Origin of the sequence: Spirosoma sp. 48-14 (genome assembly GCF_001898575.1) — a bacterium.
Lineage (GTDB): Bacteria > Bacteroidota > Bacteroidia > Cytophagales > Spirosomataceae > Spirosoma.
The window spans coordinates 1-23830 of sequence record NZ_MKUD01000043.1 but is presented as its reverse complement, the minus strand read 5'-3'; the positions used below and the strand labels follow the sequence as shown (position 1 = coordinate 23830).

Annotated in this window: 14 protein-coding genes; 8 read left to right on the top strand and 6 right to left on the bottom strand. The window is 48.4% G+C overall.

The window, feature by feature from the left end; genetic code table 11:
- Positions 1 to 63: 63 nt before the first annotated feature.
- Both BGO59_RS21490 and BGO59_RS21485 read left to right on the top strand, forming a co-directional pair.
- Positions 64 to 1296, top strand: a complete 1233-nt coding sequence (locus tag BGO59_RS21490; protein ID WP_293686590.1) for a DegT/DnrJ/EryC1/StrS aminotransferase family protein — start codon at positions 64 to 66, stop codon at positions 1294 to 1296.
- 30 nt (positions 1297 to 1326) lie between these two features.
- Entirely contained in the window at positions 1327 to 3690 is a 2364-nt protein-coding gene (locus tag BGO59_RS21485; RefSeq protein ID WP_293686589.1) for a hypothetical protein, read from the top strand.
- Between the two features lie 93 nt (positions 3691 to 3783).
- Here BGO59_RS21485 and BGO59_RS21480 read toward each other — a convergent pair whose 3' ends face one another.
- From BGO59_RS21480 to BGO59_RS21470, 3 genes are all read right to left on the bottom strand, one after another.
- Positions 3784 to 5847, bottom strand: a complete 2064-nt coding sequence (locus BGO59_RS21480; protein ID WP_293686588.1) for a caspase family protein — start codon at positions 5845 to 5847, stop codon at positions 3784 to 3786.
- 108 nt (positions 5848 to 5955) lie between these two features.
- Positions 5956 to 9441, bottom strand: a complete 3486-nt coding sequence (locus tag BGO59_RS21475; RefSeq protein WP_293686587.1) for a tetratricopeptide repeat protein — start codon at positions 9439 to 9441, stop codon at positions 5956 to 5958.
- 90 nt (positions 9442 to 9531) lie between these two features.
- Positions 9532 to 13152 (bottom strand): tetratricopeptide repeat protein, encoded by a 3621-nt coding sequence (locus BGO59_RS21470; protein ID WP_293686586.1) that lies wholly within the window; start codon positions 13150 to 13152, stop codon positions 9532 to 9534.
- 36 nt (positions 13153 to 13188) lie between these two features.
- Here BGO59_RS21470 and BGO59_RS21465 point away from each other — a divergent pair, with 36 nt between their 5' ends.
- Positions 13189 to 16005 (top strand): CHAT domain-containing protein, encoded by a 2817-nt coding sequence (locus tag BGO59_RS21465; protein WP_293686585.1) that lies wholly within the window; start codon positions 13189 to 13191, stop codon positions 16003 to 16005.
- On the opposite strand, the gene BGO59_RS21460 is transcribed toward BGO59_RS21465, so the two are convergent.
- Both BGO59_RS21460 and BGO59_RS21455 read right to left on the bottom strand, forming a co-directional pair.
- A complete protein-coding gene (locus BGO59_RS21460) occupies positions 16002 to 16697 on the bottom strand; it encodes a hypothetical protein (protein WP_293686584.1) in 696 nt (231 codons plus the stop codon). The two genes, BGO59_RS21465 and BGO59_RS21460, sit on opposite strands and share 4 nt — an antisense overlap.
- Before the next feature lie 6 nt (positions 16698 to 16703).
- Complete coding sequence (locus BGO59_RS21455; RefSeq protein WP_293686583.1) at positions 16704 to 17306, bottom strand: sigma-70 family RNA polymerase sigma factor; 603 nt, start codon at positions 17304 to 17306, stop codon at positions 16704 to 16706.
- A 133-nt stretch (positions 17307 to 17439) separates the two neighbouring features.
- Between BGO59_RS21455 and BGO59_RS21450 the strand changes: the two genes are divergently transcribed.
- The 3 genes from BGO59_RS21450 (at position 17440) to BGO59_RS21440 (ending at position 19290) form a co-directional block, all read left to right on the top strand.
- The gene (locus BGO59_RS21450) at positions 17440 to 17634 is read left to right on the top strand and encodes a hypothetical protein (RefSeq protein WP_080055509.1); all 195 of its coding nucleotides are present in this window, start codon (positions 17440 to 17442) and stop codon (positions 17632 to 17634) included.
- 79 nt (positions 17635 to 17713) lie between these two features.
- The gene (locus BGO59_RS21445; RefSeq protein WP_293686582.1) at positions 17714 to 18649 is read left to right on the top strand and encodes a hypothetical protein; all 936 of its coding nucleotides are present in this window, start codon (positions 17714 to 17716) and stop codon (positions 18647 to 18649) included.
- Entirely contained in the window at positions 18646 to 19290 is a 645-nt protein-coding gene (locus tag BGO59_RS21440; protein ID WP_293686581.1) for a hypothetical protein, read from the top strand. Before BGO59_RS21445 ends, BGO59_RS21440 begins: the two co-directional genes overlap by 4 nt.
- On the opposite strand, the gene BGO59_RS21435 is transcribed toward BGO59_RS21440, so the two are convergent.
- Positions 19283 to 20857 carry a hypothetical protein gene (locus BGO59_RS21435; protein WP_293686580.1) on the bottom strand — a complete coding sequence of 525 codons (1575 nt, stop codon included), beginning with the start codon at positions 20855 to 20857 and terminating at the stop codon, positions 19283 to 19285. The two genes, BGO59_RS21440 and BGO59_RS21435, sit on opposite strands and share 8 nt — an antisense overlap.
- Positions 20858 to 21089: 232 nt before the next feature.
- Between BGO59_RS21435 and BGO59_RS21430 the strand changes: the two genes are divergently transcribed.
- Positions 21090 to 21845 (top strand): hypothetical protein, encoded by a 756-nt coding sequence (locus tag BGO59_RS21430; RefSeq protein WP_080055505.1) that lies wholly within the window; start codon positions 21090 to 21092, stop codon positions 21843 to 21845.
- Positions 21846 to 21850: 5 nt separating this feature from the next.
- Positions 21851 to 23830 (top strand): WD40 repeat domain-containing protein (locus BGO59_RS21425; protein WP_293686579.1); only part of this gene is annotated, 1980 nt, incomplete at its 3' end.

Genomic DNA, 23830 nt, shown 5'->3' with positions numbered 1-23830 from the left:
ACTCGAATAGTCAGAAAGAGGCTTTATAGCGTATTATGACCGAAGTCGTCTGCCCGATACGCCATGAGTCAATCAGAAATAGCCCCCAAACTGGCCATCCATAACGGTGAAAAGAGTATCACCACAACCTTTCCCTGGCCCATATATGATGAGCAGGACGTTCAGGCTGTGGCCGATATAGTGCGGTCTGGCCAATGGGGAAATCCTGACTGCGCTGGGGCTGTAGCCGAGTTTGAGCAGCAATTTGCCGCCTATTGCGGTACAAAATACGCTATCAGTTGTGTAAACGGGTCCGTATCACTTCGACTGGCACTGATGGCCTGCGGGGTTCGTCCGGGCGATGAGGTGATTGTTCCGCCCTACACATTCATTGCGACAGCCTCCGTAGTCCTGGAGGCCAACTGTGTACCCGTTTTTGTGGATATTCACCCCGATACCTATAACCTCGATCCAACCGCCATTGAGGCCGCCATCACAGAACGAACCAAAGCCATCATACCCGTTCATTTTGCGGGCCTTCCCTGCGATATGGATGCCATTCTGGATATTGCCCGTCGGCATAATCTGCGGGTCATTGAAGATGCCGCCCACGGCCACGGAGCGGAATACAAGGGTCGGAAACTAGGCTCCATTGGCGACGCGGGCAGTTTTAGTTTTCAATCGTCCAAAAACCTGACTTCGGGCGAAGGGGGCATGGTGATCACCAACGATGATACCCTGTATGAAACCATGAACTCCCTGCGAAACGTGGGGCGGCTTCCGTCGGGGCAATGGTACGATCATTTTAATCCGGGCTGTAATTACCGAATTACCCAGCTACAGGCGGTTTTGCTGAGCGAACAGTTGAAGCGACTGGAGGAACAAACGCATCTTCGTAATGAAAACGGTCTCTATCTCGACAGTCTGTTAGCCGATATAGCAGGTATTACGCCACTGAGCCGAGGCCCGGTCGACATCCTTCATGCCTATCATCTTTATATTTTCCGGTACGACAAATCCAGATTTAACCAGACCTCCAAACAGGAATTCGTAAAGATGCTGGTGGCAGAAGGCCTACCCTGTTCATCGGGTTACCCACATCCACTATACAAACAGCCTGTCTTCCAGAATAAGAACTGGATGTGTTATGCCATTCCCGATTCGGTCGACTATTCACAGACCTACTGCCCGGTTGCCGAACGAGCCTGTACCGACGAAGCGGTCTGGATTTTTCAACAGGCTATGCTGGGTACCCGAACCGACATGGAATCGTTTGCTGAGGCTATTCGAAAGGTTCAGCGTGCCGTTAATCAATAAGTTTTTTCCTATTCCTACCCTTACTCACTTATGAACCCGACTGTTAGTTATAGTTGGCTACGCTCCGTTCTTTTGCTGGTCCTCACAGGCTTCGGTCCACTCTACGCTCAATCCACTTCGTTGCAGCGAGCGGTGGTACTGGTATCGCCATCTATATCGTTGCCAATGCGTGAGACGGCCCCGCAGATGCTTCGGGAAGAAATCGCCAAACGGACCGGGATTACCCTCCCGACTCGCTCTGGCTGGCCTGCCAACACGGTACGTATCGCCTTCGTTCTTACTGGCGATAAAGACCTGTATGGCCAGTCTGTTCCAACCAATACCGATACCAATCGGCCAGAGGCACAGCCGGAAGGATTTCGTATTGTCAGTGAAACCGGCACAACCGGGACTACCCTATGGGTTATCGGAGCCGATAGCCGGGGAATTCTGTTTGGAACAGGATGGCTGTTACGTAACCTGCAAATGCGTTCTAAACAGCTTGACTTGACCCTCCCCATCAACATCGCTACGGCACCGGCTTATCCAATTCGGGGGCATCAACTGGGGTATCGCACAACCGCCAATTCGTACGATGCGTGGACCGTTGCTCAATTTGACCAGTACATTCGGGAACTGGCTATTTTCGGCACAAATGCGGTTGAGGGTATCCCGTTTCACGAAGACGAAAATCCTAGTCCCCATTTTAAAATCCCTGCCGCCGAAATGCGGATACGGCTGAGTGAAATCTGCCAGAAGTACGATCTGGATTACTGGGTCTGGACACCCGCTACCTTCTCCCTAACCGACATAGCCAAACGGAGTGCCGAGCTAGACCTACATGAAACCTTCTACCGAAGCTGCCCTCGGCTCGACCATATTTTTGTACCGGGTGGCGACCCCGGCGACAATCATCCTAAAGAGGTAATGCCGTTCCTGAAAGACCTGCACACGCGGCTCATCAAATACCATCCGAAGGCCAAAATCTGGCTGTCGCTGCAAGGTTTCAGCGTCGAACAGGTCGATTATTTTTATGGCTATCTGGCTCAGTACAAGCCCGATTGGCTCGCAGGAGTCGTGTATGGCCCCAGCAGCCCTTCGCTATCGGAAACCCGCTATCGGCTTCCTCAACAGTACCAGATTCGGCAATACCCCGACATCACGCATAATGTTCGTTGTGAATTCCCCGTCGCCCGTTGGGATCAGGCTTATGCACTGACTCTGGGTCGCGAGGCCACTAACCCCCGGCCGTATTTCTATGCCAGCGTACAGGCAGCCATGGCCCCCTTTACCAACGGATTCGTTTCTTATTCCGACGGTTGCCACGACGATGTAAACAAAGTCATCTGGAGTATGCGCGGCTGGCAGCCCGACCGCTCAGTTTATGAGATTCTGGAAGAATACGGACGTTTCTTTTTTAAACCTGAACTGGCGGCACCCGTTGCGGATGGTATTGCGGCTCTTGAACACAACTGGCAGGGGCCGTTAGCCGAAAATGGTGGAGTCGAAGCCACGTTTACATTCTGGAAGCAACTAGAAACAGCTCACCCTCAACTGGCTACAAACTGGCGCTGGCAGCTTTTTCTCCTCCGTGCTTATTACGACACCTACACCCGCCGACGACTGCTCTATGAACAAGCGCTCGAACAAAAAGCCAACACGCAACTGGCTCTGGCTGATAAACTAGGAACCGAAGTGGTCATTAATCAGGCACTTGCGCTGGTGAACCAGGCTGATACGAAGCCGATTTCGCCCGAATTACGCCAGAAAATTGAAACGTTATGCGCTGACCTGTTTACATCGATCGGCCTTCAAACCAGCGTTCCGAAGTATAAAGCCAAAGGGTACGAGCGAGGCTGTCTACTCGACTTTGTCGATTACCCTCTGAATAACCGCTGGTGGCTGGCGGACGAATTCCCCAAAGTAAAGGCTATGAAAACACCGGATGAACAACTGGCTCGTCTGACGTTCATCGCCCATTGGGAATCACCCGGCAAAGGCAGTTTTTACGATGATGTATCCAGTATCAGCAAAGGCCCTCGCATTAAAACGATTTCTGACGATGCTACGGATATTGCCTGGTGGCAAAATGGGTCCAGTCGGGCCAGGCTTTCCTCGCAAACATTTCAACGCTGCCCTGCCCTCGACTATATGAATCTTGATCCAGGGTCGCGTTATATTATTCGGGTGGTTGGATTTGGCGAAGCCCTGCTACGGGTCGATGGCCAGCGTCTGGAACCGACCGTCTATAACCGGGAGGCCGACACCGTGAAAGAATGGATTGTGCCTTTGTGGGCTACGCAGGATGGTCGGATTAGCGTCACGTTCGACCAACCTGAAGAATCACACTTGAACTGGCGGCAAAACTCCCGAATTTCCGACATCTGGCTCCTCAAAGAAAGTCCGAAAGAGTGATATAGCAGAATGTTCATTTCTGCGTATTTGCTTCTCCCTGCCATCTCTCTGATTTTGACGCACCGAAGAAGCAAATACGCATGATCTATTTGTTTATGGCGTTGCTGGAATTATCAGGAATGGATAGCTAAACGAGCCGATGGTGGTTTCGGGAAAACTGTCTTCACTTGTTCCTCCCCGAGCTAATAGCTGAGCCATTCCAAAAGCCTTTGCCCATACATGCGTTACCCCTTTATCCCTTAAACTGCCACCCTGTTCACGAATTTTTATGAGGTTACGCAGGTCAAATTTTTCGAGGGAGGCCAGTAGTTTAAACGTTTCATTTCCATAAGGTGGAGAAATTTTTACCCGACTGGGAATAATCAGGCTTTTTCCTGGCTCAATCCGATAGTCGTCGGGTTTATCGTCCGATTTAGGCCTTGGAAACATAACAGACACAATGCCATCGGGCTGTATGTCAATAATCGAAAAGTAAACAGGTAAGTCGCCCGTATTGGAAACACGCACCGAAACCCAACCTGGAGGTAAAGCCAGGATACCGTTTTGAAGAAAGGGCTCCCGGCTGGTGGTGTCGTAAGCATTCTGGCTTTGGGGTTTGTTCGGCAGTAACTCCATTCGGAGGTTGATACCCAGATAAGATGGGTTAAAATTCTGTAGAAACTTCGCCTGCACATAATCCTGAACTCGGGTACTAACCTTTTCCGCATCTGCCGGCTTATTCAGCCAGATAGAATTGCCAAACACCGCTCCATCAGAAGTACGCCGAATCACGACCCGGGGCAGACCAGCCGAGTCGCGCTGACAGACCAGTAGCTCAGGGACTTTCTGGTCAAATTTCACCAATGGCAATTTCGTCAGTACGCTTTGTACCTGTTGCCGTAAGGCAGGTTGTTTGAGACTGTCGAGACTTATCAGCACACTGAGATCCCCAAAGGTTCGTTCCCGGATGAAAACCCAGTATTCGCTTTCGAGTCCTTTAGGTAGGGGCTTCGACAGGTTAATTGTGGTCTTAAATAGTGTACTCGCTGCTACGGTTCCTGAAATAGCCTTTGTTGTATTAGCTGGATCTGTGGTTCCAGACGGACAGACGCTGACCGTTGTTCCCGGATAAATCATCTCCAGCTGCCCCGCCGGTATTATTAACTGTTGCCGGGTTTCGGCCAGTTCACTAATCGTATAATAGGGTAATTGAGGTACCGCCTGTCCTCCAAACAACTGCCGATCTACCATGCCTTCAATTTCCGGATGCTGGCTTTTCCCCATCCGCTGCAATTCTGTTACGATGCGGTTAAACAAAAAGCGGTACGTCTCCCCCGAACGAATACCAGTCATTGATCGCGAAAACGCATACGAAAGCGATCCAGCCGGAAGGTTTGCAGGTGTGACACATTCCTGATTTGCCTCATCGGCTCTGGCTGCAGAAATGACCACATAGGGAGCCATGCCTGTCTGGCTGGCGGTTAAAGAAGCGATATCCGCTAAAAACGGACGCGGCCGATTCGAAACATGTTTGGCTGTTCGTTTTTGGTAACCAGACAAATGCATGGGTTTATCTGTTCCTCTAGTTAACGACATACCTGCATTGCCCCGGGTTATGGTACCCGAATGGCAGGCATCCGCAAGCAGCAGTACATCTCCGTCAGCGCCTAGTTTCGTGCGAAGCCGATTAATAAACGAACCCAGTTCATCATCACGAAGGTGTTGGTCACCGTTATACGTTTTGAAGTTGCCAGTCGCTTCGACAGGCGCGCCATAGCACACAATGGCTTCGTCGTAGGCATCCAGTTCGTCCTTGTTGTCATCATCTATTTGCTGCCCATGGCTCGAAAAATGGATCACCACAATATCGCCTTTTTTACACCGGCTGATCAACGTATCCAGGGCAGCCTGTATTCCTCTTTTGGTAGCTGCCGCATCACGCAGAACAATGATATCGGTAAAGTTTTGTCTTCGCAGCGACTCCCGGATAAGCGGCACATCGTTAGCTGAACTAATATCTTGCCATTCGGTGCCCCCCCGGTTTTTGTTGGTTTTATTTGGGTAATCTCCAATAGCAACAATAAGCGCACGTTTGGTTTGTGCATAGCCAGGCGTAATGGGCAGCAGCAACATTGCCAAAAAGCCCCAGATAATACTCAAAATAAGTTGACGCAGCATAGACATAGAACGAGAGGAACTGAGGTTAGACGAGTCTTTAGCTGGTTATCCCGAAAACCAGCTAAAGAGTAACAGGGTGGCCGATAAAAATTGGGTTGAAGTATGCTTTTATTTCTTGTCGGAGCAGTAGGTACGAATCAAGCTCATAAATCCAGAGTCCTGTTTGATTGAGGCAAAATCGGGATTGGTCAGAATGGCACTGGCATTGGTACTGAAGCCTTGTTTGAAGGCTTTCTCCAATTGAGGCAGAGCCTCTTTTACGTTTCCCTGTCGTGCAAACCAGCGGGCATAGAAATAGGGGGCTTCCCAAGAGGTAGGTGGGGTTATTTTTTCGAGCCGTTGCCCCCATTGCCATGCTTCGGCATACCGCCCCTGTCGTAGGATAGCAACGGCCAGTGTTTGCGTGCCTCGCACGTTGACTGAGTCTAGGCGCAATAATGCTTTTGCTTCGGCTTCACCAGCAACTGCATCGCCGGATCTAACCAAAGCAACTGTTAACTGCGTATGGTATTCGATATTTTCAGGCTTCAGCCGAACGGCTTCTTTAAGGTTATGAACGGCTTTGTCGGGTTGATTCATATTGAGATAGAGAGACCCAATACGAAAATGATACGGACTGATCCAAACACTATCGGGATTAATCAGCACAAATTTTTCATACCAATCAATTGCTTGCTGAGGTTCATGACGGGTATCCGAAATATTTCCTAATAAAGAATAGATGATAGCCAATCGCGCATTAACATTAGAATCGCGCCGGGCAGCTATGGGATACTTTACTACGTCTAAATGCACAGCCCGACTGGCCATCGTAAAGGCTTCATCCAGTTGTTTTAAGCCGAATCGGTCAGCATAGAATAAGTTTGCAGCCGTAAATGCGTAAAAAACGTTTGTAGTATCTAAGTCAGAAGCCCGTCGGTAAGCTTCAGCAGCAGGTTTATATTGCTTGGTCAGACCAGATATCTCATCAATCATTTTTAGTGTTTTTGTATTTTTAGGATTTAGCCGAAATGCCTCAGAAAAAGCAGGAAGTGCCTCAACATATTTTTTTTGCCTATAATACAAATACCCAGCCATCGTCCAGACTTCTTCATTAGCAGGAGTAAGTTTTTGAAGCCGTTGGCTGAGGGATAGAATTTCCTCCAGGTTTTTCTGTTGAAATGCTAAACTTCGCATTAGCCCAGCCAAAGTTCTTGGAATATTAGGCTTCAGCGTGTCGGCCATCCGGTAGTACCGTTCTGCTAATGAATATTTTTTTTGGATTTCATAGAGCATACCATAAAATGGATAAATTTCTGATTTATTATATTTTAGGGAATCAGCATGAGCCAAACTAATCCAAGCCTGTGTAGTGTCACCCAATGCGAAACTTATTATCCCTAAAATAAAGTGTGGCTCAGCAAGTGACGTATTGACCAAAATAGCCCGTTGGGCCAGCGGCAAGGCAGCTCGGTAGTTTTGGCGCTCAACCTCAACCATACACCGAATTAACAATCCATAGTAGTTGCCTGGACTCAAACGCAGACTTTCTTCAGCACTTTCGTTCGCTTGGTGCAAATCGGCAGCTTGCTTCGTTGCCCGATACCGTGCGTTGTATTCAAACCCCCGCATAGCATGAGCCATTCCAAAAGCTGGGTATAAATGAATGAACTTTTCAATTGCTGTTATGCTTTCACTAAATTTTTTCTGATCAGAAAAAACCCTATAAAGTACAAGATACACTTCAGCATCTGTCGAATCAGTCTTGAGCAAGTTTCGTAATAGATTAATAGCTTTGTCATGTTGACCCGTGCATCGGAGTAGTTCTGCCAGACCCAACATTGTTTCTCGCTTGGCTTGTCCACTACTTTGTCGTTGATATTCGGCCAACGCTTTTTTTCTATAAATCTCTACCTGTTTTTCGTTACCTACGAGGTGAGAAATTTGGGACAAATAGGCTTGTATTTCTAAATCATCGGGGGCGATTTGCTGAGCGTGTTCATAGTAAGTCTGGGCTTTTTGGAGTTGGTTCCGACTTTGATATTCAGCGCCAAGCACATTCCATATTGAACTACTATTGGGAACTAATTCAAGGCATTTTTCGAGGTAAATCAGTGACGAATCCAACTGGCCCAGTATCAGACTGGCCGCACCCATTTCCCAGTACGTATAAGGCATATTTGGCTCAAGTCTGATGGACTCGCGGAAGCGGGCCATAGCCATCTGGCTCAAGGTATCGTTGAATTCGTAACGCTCCCGTTTGGTCGTTAGCAGCCTTTTCCCTTGCAGAAACAGTCGTCGGGCAGTGAGGTTTTGAATCAGGTTGTGCCCCTTCCCAAGCAGCAATATAGATGTATCCATTTCTGCGATGGTTGAGTCGAGTTGAGCGGTCGATATCGATGTTTTAAATTCATCCTTAACCTTCTGCAACAGTGGACGGAGTAACCCCTCTGTTCGAACTTGCAGAGCCGCCACGAGGTTTCGCTTCATCAGGCCCAGAAGTTTGGCGTTGTTGCGAGTAATAGGCATTTGCCGGAAGTAATGTATGGCCGACTGACCAGCAGGGTGTAGCAGGTTTCGGGATGCAAGAGCCTGCTCGAAAAGTTTAAATACGCGCCGGGTAGTAGAATCCTGGCCCCGGAGCAGATCCTCTTCAAAGCCTTTGGTTTGCGTAGCTGTCAACAGGGAGTAGTCGCGGGTTTTGCGTTGCTGATACGTGCGAAGCGAATCTGTATTGACCGTTCCGATGGGCATGTCGCCCTCTCCACCCAACAGTTCCGGATGCTGAATATGAGGTTTGGCCGTTTTCGGAACCGTTGTTTTTAGGTACACTTCCAATTCCGACTTAGTGACCACATGATCTTTGTCGCTATCGGCCATGCCCATCAATCCATCGACCAGACAGTAGGAAAATAATCCCCGGCCATTGCCGAATTCTACACCTTCAATGGCCAGTTCACCCGGCTCACAGGACAAAATTTTGACCTGTCCAGTCCATTCTTTGCCAAGCCCCAGCATCGTTCGACTTTGCCCTATCTGCCCTCCCATCAACGCAAACGCCCCCGACCGGCAGGCATCTGCTACAAACACGACTTCGGCTCCGGCCTGCGTAAGTGAATCGAGCCAGCGTTTCATATCGCGTAGGTAACATTTATCAAACGTTGCATTGTAGTCCTGGCGAGAAGCTCCGTAGAGCATCAACATAGCGTTTTCGGTGCTATCATTCTTGGTTTCGATGTCGCCATGACCAGCAAAATAGACATAGACCCGATCTCCGGGAGTTACCTTTTTTTTGACTGTCGTTAGGGCATCGGTCAGGTTGATAAGTGTGGCCTCTTTGTTGATGAGTGTCTCAATCTGGGATTTCGGTACGCCCCTGGAGCGAACGAGATAATCCGCAAAAACGAGCGCGTCCCGATCCGCAAATCGAAGGGCTGGGAGGAACTGATAGGTTGAAATCCCTACTACGACGCCATAAGTAGTCCCTGAACCCAACGTCGTTGGAACAGTCTCGGCCTTACCTCCCCGATTGTCGACAGGTGTCTGGGCAAAAGCAGAAGAGATAAAGAGTGAAACAATGACGGTTTGAACGAGTAGATAGAAGCGAGTTAGCATGAGACAGGTTACAGATTTACTAGATTATTCCGTTGGTACTCACCAAAGTAACAGAGGGCATAAACTAATTTTCGAGTTTTAGTCGAGGAGTTACTCCACCAGCACAAAAGCCGCCCACTTGAAAGGCTCCTTTGGATACTTCAGTCGCATCTGACTTTGGGCATAGGCATAGGCATCCGGCACCGATCCTTTGACTAATAACCGCTTATAAAGCAAGGTCATGTATTCGGCTGTTTCTTTGTCGGATACCCGCCACAGGCTCATTAGCAGATAACGCGCACCGGCCATTTTTACGGCCCGTTGTAGTCCATACACACCCTCGCTACCCTTCACCTGACCCAGTCCCGTTTCGCAGGCACTCAGCACCACCAGTTCTGTGCCACTCAGATTCAGATTGGACAACTCATAGGCTGTCAGAATACCATCGTCAACGCCCTCAATGGGCGCACCGCCTTTCCAGACGTAGTTAGCCCCAGCCATCACCAGACCCGACCGAAGCAGTGGATTTTCCGATACTTGGAATCGATTACGTTCGTCGCTGGCAGCGGCCAGCTTATCGGCAGCCTCTCGGGTTTTCCTAGCCTTTTCTGATAACTCTCTCGCATCTATCGTAATGTTATCTCCTGGAGGGATCATTATGACATTTTCTTGTCTAGGAATTTCTGGGAAGAAGAAACCGTGGGTGGCAATGTGCAGGACCGATGGAGCTCTACCCGACAAGGCTTTTATACTAGCTTCGGTAGCGTCGTAGCGATTCAGAAAAGTTGTTTGAGATCGTGGGAGCAATCGACGTAGAGCATCTACTTCAATTTGAGTACCGGGCAGATAATCCCAAGGCTTAACTTTTTCGTTATCGACTAATTGATTTGACGGCTTTTGACTGAGCTGGCTTGGCAGCTTAAGCCTATTAGCATCATAAATAATACCACCATAAAGGCTCGTTCTAAAAGTATTTTTAGCAAAAGGGCGTTCAATCTGGTTATTGCGTAGTGCTAGTAACCGGGTGCTAACAACCTGCCGAATTTGGAAGCGATCGATCATTCGTTGGCTAGTATCTGCCGGGTAAGGTAGAGCCGCCAACGCAATTTGATGCAATCGTCCAGCCGGAGATAAAAATACTGTTTTAACCCCTTCCAATAATGGGTCGAGTGGTTGCCAGACTAATTGGGAAAGAGCCAGCCCTCGCGCGAGTTGACTTTTACCATCCCCCCCTTCAGCCTCACCGCCCCGGTACAACTCATTGATCTGATTAGCCGAAGACGTACTAGCAATAAGTATATCTTCAAACTCCTGTTCTTTCCCCAGAAATATGAATTGGGGATGTTTATAACTTGCTCGTAACACCAATGCTGCATACAATATGCCTGTTTTTGGATAATACTTATCGTGGTAATAGTCGAAGGCTATGAATTCAATAGCCGCTTCATCGGATTTAAGGTTTTTTTTGATTTGAGGCCATTCGATACGCAGTGTGTTGAAAGATTCACTATATTCAGGTAAACCCATCACAAGCTGCTGTTCTAGTGCATCTGACAAGCGTTGTAATGAGTCTGTACCTCGCTGTTGGCTAAGGGGCAAAGTAAGCTGGCGGTTTAGAAATTGCTTTGTATCCCGTAGCTGGGTAATAAGTGTGATGTTTTTGTTATCCTTAACTTTAATCAATAAATGATTAAGTTGCTGAGCAGCCATTAATCCTACTCCTTTGCTAAGCAATGCATCATTGTAGCTCTGCCCCATGAGCGAGGTATCTTTAGACGTTCTAGTGAGAGAATAAGTAAAATCTTTGTGATCAAACGCCCGTTGAAACTCAATTAAAGCTGTTTCATTGAGAATCGTAATATTTTTCAAAAGTCGACTTTTGTATCGCTGCCGTAGCTCAATTAGTAAGGAGGCAGCTTTTTTATATTGGTGAGTAATCTCATATAAATCAGCCAAGCCGTACTGTATATCACTATACTCTGGGTGATCTTTACCTAATGTCTTTTCACTGTTTTTTAGACAGTCTAAATACAACTCGAGTGAAGCTTGATATTCCCTGGTTTCCTTATACAAATTAGCAAGACTCAGTTGTATATTGATATAATCAGGATGCATTTTTCCCAGCAGTTTTTCTCTAATAATTAGAGCTTCTTTCAATAGCGGGAGAGCTTTTGAGAACTGGCCATTCGATATATAACTTTGGGCTTTCGAGAATAGGGAGACTGAATAGGCGGTATGATTCTTACCAAATATACCTTCTCGAATATTTTGACTTTCTTTTAATAATGAATCGGCTTGAACATATTGCCCTCTTCGCCTATAATGATTAGCTAAATGACCTAATGTAGTGGCAAAATACTCATGACCTTGACCCAAATCCTTAATGATTACTAAGACGTCTTTATATAATTTAAAAGCTTCGTCGCTTTTGCCCATTTGATCATATAGACCAGCTAAATTATTCAATGTTGTTGCGTATTGAAGATGCTGCTTCCCTAATATGGCTTCTTGAAGTTTTAGGCAATCTAAAAATATTGGGAGCGCTTTTTCATATTGCCCCATTTTGTTATACAGTACTGCCAGGTTATTCAATGTATTGGCGTAATCAGGATCTCGCTTAAGCCCAACTTTCTCCTGAATGGTTTTACACTCAATATACAACGGCAGTGCTTTGTCGTATTCACCTAGTTGTTCATATATGTGGGCTTGATTATTAAATAAGAGAGCATAGGTGGGATGTATATTCCCTAAAACTCGCTCCCCAATTGATAACGCTTCTTTGCCAGTAGATAAGGCTTTATCATATATATTAAGCTTTAGATAAATGACAGACAGATTAGCTAGAAGGCTGATATAATCCTGGTTTTCTTTTCCAAGGGCTTTCTCATAAATACCCAAAGCATCCAGACATATTTCTAATGCTTTATTATAATTCCCCCTTAGCCTTTCTATTACTGCTAAATCGTTAGTCATATTAGCAAACTTCACATCATTCTGACTAATAGTTTTACTGTAAAGAGAACGTCTTTTCTCCGCGAACAAGACAGCTTTATCGTACTGCCCTCTTTTTAAATATTCTCTCGATAAGAGCGCCATTATCCCTAAATAACGCTCTTGATATTTGCTATAATCTGGATGAGTCTGTTGTAGAGGTAAGCCCTGATCTATTAAAAATGCGGCCACGGGATCTTGCTTCTGGTCCAATGCCAGTATAAGTGAGTTGCCATTGCCTACACGCAAATCAGCACCACGCCCGGTCAAATAAGTCAATACACTTAGATGCCCATTAGCAGCGGCCCACTCCACTGGGGTCCAGCCGTCGTTCTTCCTGGTTTCGGGGTTATACTCTGGCTCATTGACAGGCAGTTTCAGCGTTTCCAGCAAGTAGCGCAGTAAGGCAAGCTTATTAAGTCCGGCAGCAAGACCAGTGAGGTTACCATAATAGGTACTAGTATCGGCACGAATCACACCCCGGCATTCGGTTTTAGCTCCGCGTTGTATCAATAATTTTACGACAGTGGTGTCGGCTTTATAACAGGCCCACATCAGGGGGGTAGCTCCTGAGGAGTCAGTAGCATTGGGGTTGGCTCCAGCTTTGAGAGCCGCCTGCACGCCAGCAGGATTGTTCTGGCGAATGGCCGTTAGCAAACGTGAGTCAATCTGAGCCTGGGCTAGCAAGGGCATCAACAGGAAAAGCAGCCAAAGTTGGCGTGAAAGGTAACGTGTTAGCATATAGCCGAGAAATTTCTTTCATATTCGCTAACTTAGATGAAAAGTAACACCAACGCCATTATTTTTTTGATACGCTCACAACCCCATCAGTATATCCAGACCTGGCTCCTGTTTTGGGCCATCCTATCGGGCGCCTTCAGCTCACGAGCACAGTCGGCAGAGGAGCTTCAGAAGCAGGGCAACAAAATCTATCTGGATAAGCCCGCTAATGCCCTTCAACTTTTTGAAAAGGCGTATCGTATGGCTCTTCAGCGCGGCCAAATTAATTTAGCAGCCAATATTCTTGCCGACAAAGCAACTGTTTATTACGTAAGAGACGACTACCACCAGGCTACCACTATATGCCGATCGGGGCTTCAGTTAAGCCCGCTGGCTGATAGCACTCGTTTCAAGCTTTGGGCCAGCCTGGGTGAAATGTATCACCGACGTGACCGCCCCGACTCCCTGACCTGGTTCTGGCAACGGGCCGAAACACTCCTGACGACCCAACCACGCATTGAACAGGAAACCCTTGCCTATGTAGCCGCTTTCTGGGGAAATCGTGGCACCGCGTTTATGGAGCAGGGCGATTATCGACAGGCAGAACGATGCTACCAGAAACGATTGCTGCTGCTGGGTCGCTTGCAAGACCCGGTTAACCTAGCCATTGCCGAAAATCAGTTTGCCCTCTTCTATCGACAGATTGGAACACTCGCCCGGGCCGACTCGCTGTATCTGGCTTCCATCCGGCATTATACTCGTCCCGACCTGATACGAGGAGGACTATTGCTGGGTCTGATCGAATGTCGACTACACCAACTACGAACCGATTCGGTGTTACGGCTTGAACGGGAAGCCAGACAATATATACCCAAAAAAGGAACTGATGGCATTGAACTGGCAGCTTACCTCGATCAATCCCTGGGTAAGTATTGGGAGCAAAAAAAACAACTGGCGCTGGCAAAACACTTCGTTACGCAATCATTGGCAAAAGGTCAACGCCTTAGCCCATCGAACCGACTGCTTTGGCGAGGACTCCTGGCGATGAGTCGTATTGCCCAGCAACAGAACGACATGACTGGCGCCCTGGCTTTCGCCCAGAAAGCCATCCAGCAGGCCAGTATTCGATTTCGAAGTTCCGATCTACGTCAGAATCCAACTCCTACTGATTTTCTGAATGGACCAGACTTATTTGAGTCGTTATGCTGGAAAGCTCATTTGCTACAATTAACACCTGACCAAGGGAGTAATTTAGCGCTTGCCAATCAAACCTATGAACGGGCTTTTGCCTTAAGCGATCTGTTACAACGAGCTTACAGTACTGAACTAACGAAGTTACTTGTACAGGAAAAACTCCGACCAGCTTATCGCGAAGCTGTCGCAGTTGCCTTCGCCTGCTATCGGCAACAACCTAATAAAACGACACTGGCAACCTTACTCCACCGACAGGAACAAGGCAACGCATCCGTATTACGTGAACTGGTCGGCGACCAACAAATGTCTTACCTTCAACTACCTAAACACCTGGCGGAGCAGCTACAACAGGCAAAAAAACGGTTGTCCACGGCCAAAATAAACTGGGCTGAACACAATCCAAAAACGGCTCAGGAGTCCAGCAATACCGAACTGATCAACGCTGAGTTAGCCTGGAATCGAACGTACCAGCAACTACTCCCCTACGATCGTTACAAACAGCTTGAACCGGATAAAATAAAGTTCCTACAAAATCACCTTGACTCGCAAACCGCCCTGCTTCAGTATACCCTCACCCCCGACTCACTACTCCTGACAGTTGTGAAGGCGAACGGGGTTCGTGTACTGATGTTACCGATTACGAGCCCAGAACTGCATCGAGCATGTAGCCTGCTCCGAAATGAAGTATATCGCAATCCAGATCCATTTCAATATACAGGTCAGAAGCTAGCTCAATCGTTGTTCAACCGCTTAATCGGCCCTGCCTGGGGTGAATTGCAAGGGAGTAGGCGATTGATTATTGTGCGTGATGGGCCTCTACATTATATACCCTTCGAAGTGCTGGAAACAGGTCGGTACGCCAACGATTACTTGCTCCGACACATGGCGATTACCTATGCCTACTCGATGCACAGTGTGATTGATACGTACGAAGCACAGCCGACTAACAAACCATCGGTGTTGAACATGGCCCCTTTTGCTGCCCCAAGAACACTCCAGGCGGGCGATCAGCAGGACGTTTATGATCCGTTACCCAAATCAGACATTGAAGCCGATCTATTATCTGGAACGCACTCGACGGCGGGTAACGCCAGTAAACATACATTTATAGCCCTATTGCCAACGCATCAATTACTGCACTTGGCAACGCATGCAGAAGCCAATGACAATGACCCAGGCAATTCGTTCATCGCTTTTTTTCCTGATGGGGCGTCGCATCGGCTTTATGCGCATGAGTTAAATTTATTCGACCTACGACACATTCGGCTCGCCGTACTCAGTGCCTGTCGGACTGGTAATGGCCAATTCCATGAGGGCGAAGGTCTACTGAGCCTAAGTCGGGCGTTTATTTCTGCGGGTTGCCCACAGGTCATCACCTCTCTTTGGAATGCGCATGATGGTACAACAGCTACCTTAACACGATTATTTTACCATGAACTTGCACAAGGAAAGCCAACCGACATTGCCCTTCAACAGGCTAAACTTCAGTTTTTAGCTGCACAAACAGAAGGAGGGGCCTATAGTCCACCTCATTTCTGGGCTCATTTGTTGCTTATGGGCAATCCTCAACCTGTTTACCCAAAGCCGTTGAACTGGTCCTGGGTTTGGGGAATCGGCCTGGCAGGTATATTAATAACCCTGTTTACGTATATACATATCCGTCAGAAACGATATCGCTAGTCGATTAACTTCTGCCAGCGAATTTGCCACCATACTTTCAATCGGTCGGTTAAGTGAATAGGATATACAGGTGCCCCCGCCTGATCGAGTAGCAGAAGTGTAGCTTCGGCATTATCGGGTTGGTTATTGAGTAGGTAGGCGTTTATCAGGTGCCATTGTACAGCCTGGCGAAAATAGGGCCGTAAGCTGTCAACCCGCGCCAGATTCTCAAGGTTCGTGATCGCCATGTCGGGCTGGCCATTCGCTAAAAATGCCTGAGCATCAAAAAAATCCCGATAAAACGTTCGCTGCTGTGGGGTCATTACTGTCTCTTGCCCAGTATCGTCTAAATCGCGATAGCGTTGAGTCAGCATCACATCGTCACGGTAGGTTTGGAGATCAACCCGGTCGAAAGTCAGGTAAGTTATCCCCAATCCAATCACAACCAATCCCGCTGCTACTACTCGCCCCAGGCGCAATCGGCGGAATAGCCGTCCCTGAGCCAGCTCCTGCCGAATGGCTTTACGAACTGTATAGTCCAAACTTAGGTCTCTTAGCGCCCGGTCTGCTGTTTGTAGTCGTAAAGCCGTCTGGCGGAATTGAGCATCCGTAGCCAGTTCCTGTTCAAAAACAAGTCGTTCATCGGTCGATAATTTATTCTGGTAATAGGCTTCAATCCATTCCCATTGCTGTAGTTGATCGGTTGGTCGCATAACAGGTTATTGTTTTTTCGTTCTTAGTATTTCCTCAAGCCGCAACATGCAGCGGAACTTTCGCATTTTGGCAGCATCCATAGAGATACCGATCCGCCTGGCAATCTCATCCAGCGTATACCCTTCCCAATAAAACAGGCGAAGCAACTGCTGACACGCCTGACCTAGTTGGGCAAACGTTTCTTCTAGACTTGAAAGCCGATAATGTTCAGGAGGCACCTCATCGGCAATTGATTCGCTAAGATCCGTTAATGCTATCGTAGAGCGTTTATGCAGGGTTTTTAACCATTTGTTCCGCACTACGGCGGTCAGATAGGCATCTAATGGCGTATCATGCCGAACCTCATAACGTCCCGATTTCATCTGCTGCCACACGGCCAGTACCGTATCCTGAACAAGGTCATCAACATCAGAACGGGCTCCACTATTACCCATCACAATGCGTAGAGCTATGGTTTTTACCCGACGAGTCAGCAGGCGGGTAGCGGCTTCAAGTCGGCGTGGTTCCTCGGAGCAGAGGTCTTCGTACAAGGTTAGGTCTTGGCTAGTCATGCAGGAGCGGATCAGGCTTTCACACTCATATTCCGCAATAGCCGGGGAAAGTAACATTTTTTTCGAGCAGGCTGTGATTTTTTTCTCTGCCAGGGCATACACTTCTGAAACCCTGCTTCGAAAGCTTTGATGCGGACGTCCCGGAGCCGGTTTTCATCAACCATAAATACCCCGCAAACGGGTGAACGATATGCAAAAACAACCCAAAGCTACGGCTATGGTCAGGTTGGGCATGTTCGGCTTGGTGATGATGCTGGCGATGAGTAGCTGTGAATCAGTTACGGTTGAGCCCGTACCGCTGAAAACACAGCCCACTGTCCGCACAACTGTTGCCGATGATGATCCACCCCAAAAGCCAACCCGCCCTCCTGGGGTAGATGAGTAGCAGCAAACCAGTCGCCACGTTACGGGAGTGTAGCGTGGCGAATTTTTCCGTTACTTTGTGCTCCACTCGATCCTCCACCATGGCTACAAATACTCCCGAGGAAAACAATCTTTATATATCGCAGGTACTCCCCGTTGTTGCCAGCCTACTGACTTCAGCTAGAAAATCAGACCCACTTCCTCAACAGGCTATTGATGAAATTACGCAACGGACGCTGGCCGCAGCTCTACACATCCGGCGAGTTGCCACCAAACAACGACTCAGACAAACGGCCTTTATTGAGCGACTAACTCGGGAACAACAGCATATCTGGTTGGCAGTAAACGGAACTCCCTCCCAGCAGGCCAAAGCCATGAGCACCATCTTGGCTGAAAACCAGGATACTGTTCGCCATTTTTTGAAGAATTTCACCTTCCGAACCACAGACATAGCTGAAGATGTGTTGAACGAGAGCTTCAGTACTTTCTTTGAGATGATCAATAACAGAAAGCCCGTTCTGGCTCTAATGTCAACGTTGGTGAAAGGAATTGCCCGAAAAAAGGCATTGAAGCAGTTAGAGAAAAACCAAAGAAATCCGTGGCAGTGGCTCGAAACAATCTATATATCAGCCGGAGATGATGAGATCGGGACCTTCGACTATCCAATGGCTGCCAACGACGAACCCGAAACGGTTGTTGTAACCCTACCATTGACTCCGGAGACCCCTAGCCCTGGTGTTCCCAAACGCATTGAATTCGATAAGGCTAAACGTGCTATAGGCGACTGTCTTGCACAGCTACAGCAGCCCCGACAGTTGCTGATACGGTTAGTAAACACCTTTTGGACAGGATATGAAGAAGGACCACTGAGCGAAGAACAAATTCTGAGTAGCTACGAAAAACTGAGTATGGCGCAAATTGCCGGGTGGACTGGCTACAAGGATGCCCATACTGCTAGTGTACGGCTTACGGAGACGAATAAAATGCTACGCAAATGCCTGGACAAAAAACTTAACACCACCCCTCTTCCCCGATGATTACGGACGACAACAAATGGATTTTTATTGAGGCATATCTGGCCGGAAAACTTGACGAGCCTGCCCTGGAGCTCGTACGTCAAAAATTGGCCGATGATCCTACGTTTCGGAACGACGTGCTGGTTCAAAAGGCCCTCAACAGCCAGCTTGAAGAGCAACACCAGGCCGAAGACAATGAGCTAATTGCCAAATTCATGGCAAGCCAATCGGGTCTGACGGATACCAGCAAAAAAGAACCCGGTCGAGTCATACCCTTCTGGCAACAAACCTGGGTTCGGGCGGCAGCTATTATCCTGCTGGTGGTCGGCCTGGCCTGGTTGGCTCTTTATGACCCACAACCGCAAACGATGGCCCTGACGATAACCTATACCCAGCGTGGCTTGGGGATGGCAGGAGATAGTTCGGTCAAACAAACGACATTTCCGGTCAAATTCAGTAGCCAGGGCCCAGCTGGGGGTGAGTATCAGAGCAGTGACGACAGCCTGCACATTTACCTGCCCGATCTGCCAAAAGATGCCCAACAATGGTCTTTAACCGACCGAATGCAAGGGGGTTATCTACTCAAAACACCCCAGGGTCAAACCTATCAACTTGACAAAGAAACATTCGGAGTTCGTAAACCATTAGTACCTGCTAAATAGGCTCGGCGGCTGTCCAACTAATTAATTGATTATCTAGGTATTCAAGAAACAACCATTGTTTAGCTTTTCGATACCCATAGAAAACAGTCCCCCGTGTTCCGGCAATGATTGTGGCTGGAGAGCCGTACTGGCTGGGTAACTTACGGCTATCCAAGCCTTGCAGGGATAGTTGCCTGCTTTTCACTACCCGATACCGTACATTTTTCGTTTCGTTCGTGGTTGGTTCGCTGGTGATGCGCAATTGGTAGCTCGTCAGTGAGCCACTATGTACGACCTTTACATCACCTGGTAGTACCAGTACAGGAGGATACTTGGCTAACAACGCCTTGTCGGGCCAGGCAGGAAGGGATACCGAAGCTCCCTCTTTGAGTTGGTATCGGGCCATCATCTGATTAAACCACTGCTGCCAGCCTGGTTTCTGGCCTTCCTCGAAGTACGTTTCATTATCGACAGCCCGAAATGCCTTGTTTGCTACCGCCAGTTTGAAGGCCTTTCGGGCCTCGTTGATCCGGCCCAGATCGGCCTGAATGATTCCCATCATAAGCTGAGCATTAGCCGATAATGGGGAGAAATAGCGAAGCAAGGTTTGACGTGCCTGTTCTGAATTATCGAGTAAGTATTCCGTAATAGCTAGATTCAGGGCAGACGCCTGATGCGTGGGTTGTTTGAGCAAGGCGTTGGTAAATAGCTTTTGGGCCTCAATCAGCAATTGTTGATAGGAAGTACCATCCCGACGTCCTGATGCTAACAATCGATTATCGCTATCGAACTCAACCGGAAATTTGTACCGCAATCTTTGGTTATCACGGGCTAACTCCATACGTCCCAAAGCTTGATTGAGTTTTATGGCCCCCAGGTTGTTGACAGTAGTGGCGCTTGGATAGCGGCTAACCAACGCATCGAAATCGCGGCTGGCTCCGTCGAAGTCATGCAGGAGATACCGAATTTCACCGATTTCGAAAAGTTGGGCTAGTTCCTGCACACGAATAGTCGTATCGGTCACCATCTGGAGTCGCTGGTTTTTGGTCGGATAGCCTGGCAACTGATCAGGTTTCTTAAATTTATCATAGAAGGCTTTATAAATTATTGGAGCTATACCAAAGGCATCGTAGCCTGCCAGATAAGCCGTAAATACACCCGAGCGATCAGCGATAGCTTCTAGATTTTCTGAAGCATCAGCAGCAGAGCCATTTTTGCCAATAATAGGCGAAAAGAACCCTTGTTTACTTCGATGGCGGTACTGAAAATGAGCCAGTTCATGCCCGAGTAAACAGGCTAAAGCGGCCTCGGCACTATCTCCAAAGGTTGCACAGAGATCCAGCACATCCTCCCCGATTTCGATCTGAGCCGGATCGGCCTGGTACACCAACTGCCCAGTCGGCTTACCGATCGTGTAGGGCAACACACGTAAAGTTGGCGCATCAACGGGATTTCCAATTGTCCGAAGCAGACGAGCATACACTCGCCGTAATGCAGTCGTTCTATCAGCTGGTTTTGGCGATGAAAATTCGAGAGAGAGTAAGCTATATGCCACCACTACATAGAGCAATAAGGAGTGTCTCATCATAAATTATCGTTTTTTTTTGATAAGCCTGTTACATTTCTTGATCCCACGGGAATAACCAAATGTAACAACCTCAGGCCAAAAGGGCTTTCCGGTTTCATCCATACCGTTCAGTTTCTACCTGGCTCCATACAACTGGAGCCAGGTTTTTCAAGAGCTTTTCTGATTTTCCAGCTTTTTATATAGCTTAACTTTAGCCATGATTCGATCTCTATTTTTACATTTACTGAGCACAATGCTGCTTGTATGTTCGCTAGCCAGTTGCCAATATATTAATCCGACGGATTCGCTAAAAAGTCACATTGACCGAACCATTGATCAATTTGAGAACGATATTGCCTTTGTTAGTTCGCTGGTCCCCTTTACTGCCTTAGATAACCAGCTCACATTGCCCAGTACAGAACATCCCGAACAAATTGCCACGTTGACCAATCAATTGAAACAGCTTGACGACCATATTCTGGCGATTGAAGCCTATGATGGCACTACTCAGTCGATAAAGCAGGAAATGTTATATATCTGCCGCCAAACCCAACAGCTAACAGCCGACGTGAGTCAGGCGATAGCCGACGCTGACGAAATCCGGGAGGATGAAGCCGACTATAGCCTGCTGGACATTATCGACATCCCTCTGAAAAAAATGGCCCTGAACGATAAAGAGACGCAACTTAACCAGCGTACCCGCGTATTGACCGACAAACTTCGGCAATGTAAGTTCAATATCAGCGCTTATACACAGTCCTTAGCCCGGCGGTTCCGGCATCAGGTTCGGCAAGTTGACAGCCCGCTTCTCTTTTTAGTGACGAAATCCGATGAGCAGGCGCTGGCCGAATACGCTATGGCTCGCTTACAGGAATCGATCCAAAACCGTTACCAGCAGCACCATCGTAACGACCCAGATGCCGCCAGCTATGCCGAAGTGTTTTCCAGCAAGCTACTGACCAATTATACCGATACCAGCCTGATGGCCAACCTTCAAACCGCACACTAGCCGTTATGAGTCGTTTACTGATTGCCATAGTTTTTTTGTTTCTACTTCAATTCCCCTTCGTCCACGCACAGAAACCCGAATTAATCGTACCAATTGGGCATGCGAGTCCTGTTGAATCAGTGGCTTTCTCACCCGATGGCCGCTATGCCCTCTCGGGATCTATGGACAACACGCTTCGGTTGTGGGAGGTGAGTAGTGGGCGGGAGCTTCGCCAATTCATTGGGCATACGAGTGCGGTTTTCTCCGTGGCTTTCTCACCCGATGGCCGTTATGCCTTGTCAGGGTCGGGGGACAAAATGCTTCGATTATGGGAGATCAGTAGTGGGAAAGAACTACACCGGCTTGAGGGGCACATGAGTGCTGTTCTATCGGTAGCTTTCTCGCCGGATGGTCGCTATGTTCTATCGGGTGGAGATAACACGGTTCGGTTGTGGGAGGTGAGCAGTGGGCGGGAGATTCGCCAGTTCATTGGGCATACAAGTGGTGTTCGTTCCGTGGCTTTCTCGCCCGACGGCCGCTATGCCCTCTCGGGGTCAAATGATAACACGCTTCGGCTGTGGGAGGTGAACAGTGGGCGAGAGCTAAGCCAGTTTCTAGGGCATACGAGTGCGGTTTACTCTGTAGCTTTCTCGCCCGATGGCCGCTATGCCCTGTCAGGATCCGGGGACAATACGGTTCGGTTGTGGGAAGTGGCTAATGGACAGGAGCTTCGCCAGTTTAAAGGACATACGAGTTTTGTTTCTTCAGTGGCTTTCTCGCCCGATGGTCATTATGCCTTATCGGGGTCTTGGGACAACACGGTTCGGTTGTGGGAGGTGACTAATGGACAGGAGCTTCGCCAGTTTAAAGGACATACGGGCTTTGTTTCTTCGGTGGCTTTCTCACTCAACGGTCACTATGCTCTGTCGGGGGCCGAGGACACTCAAGACAATACGGTTCGGTTGTGGGAGGTGAGTAGTGGACGGGAAGTACGCCAGTTTAAAGGCCATACGAGCCATGGTGAATCGGTTGTATTCTCGCCCGATGGCCGCTATATTCTGTCGGGATTTGAGGACATGAAGGATAACACGGTTCGGCTGTGGGAGGTGAGCAGTGGTCAAGAACTACGCCAGTTTAAAGGACATACGTTCGGGGTTCGCTCCGTGGCTTTCTCACCCAATGGCCGCTATGCCCTATCGGGAGCTATGGACAAAACGGTTCGGCTATGGGAGGTGAGCAGTGGTCAAGAACTACACCAGCTTAAAGGACATACGAGCGGTGTTAGTTCAGTAGCATTTTCACCCGACAGTCGCTATGTTCTGTCAGGGTCATACGACGATGACAAAACGGTTCGGCTATGGGAGGTGAGCAGTGGTCAAGAACTACGCCAGTTTAAAGGACATACGTTCGGGGTTCGCTCCGTGGCTTTCTCACCCAATGGCCATTATGCCCTGTCGGGGTCTAGCGATAATACGGTTAGGTTGTGGGAAACGAGCAGTGGTCAAGAACTACGCCAGTTTAGAGGGCATACAAGTAATGTTAATTCCGTGGCTTTCTCACCCGATGGTCACTATGTTCTATCAGGGTCTGGGGACAACACCCTACGGTTATGGGATGTCAGTAGTGGACGAGAGCTTCGCCAGTTTAGAGGGCATTTGAGCGTTGTTAATTCCGTGGCTTTCTCACCCGATGGCCGTTACGCACTGTCAGGGGCTATGGATAACACGGTTCGGTTGTGGGAAGTAAGCAGTGGGCGGGAGATTCGCCAGTTCATTGGGCATACAAATTTTATTTCTTCGGTGTCTTTCTCGCCCGATGGCCGCTATGCCCTGTCGAGGTCTGGAGACACCACCACCAAACTCTGGAACACCGTCACTGGAGAGGAACTTGCTACACTTATCACCGTTGACTCTACTGATTGGGTCGTAACTACCCCTTCTGGCCTGTTCGATGCCTCACCGGGAGCCATGAAACTCATGCACTACGTGGTCAACCATCCATCCGAT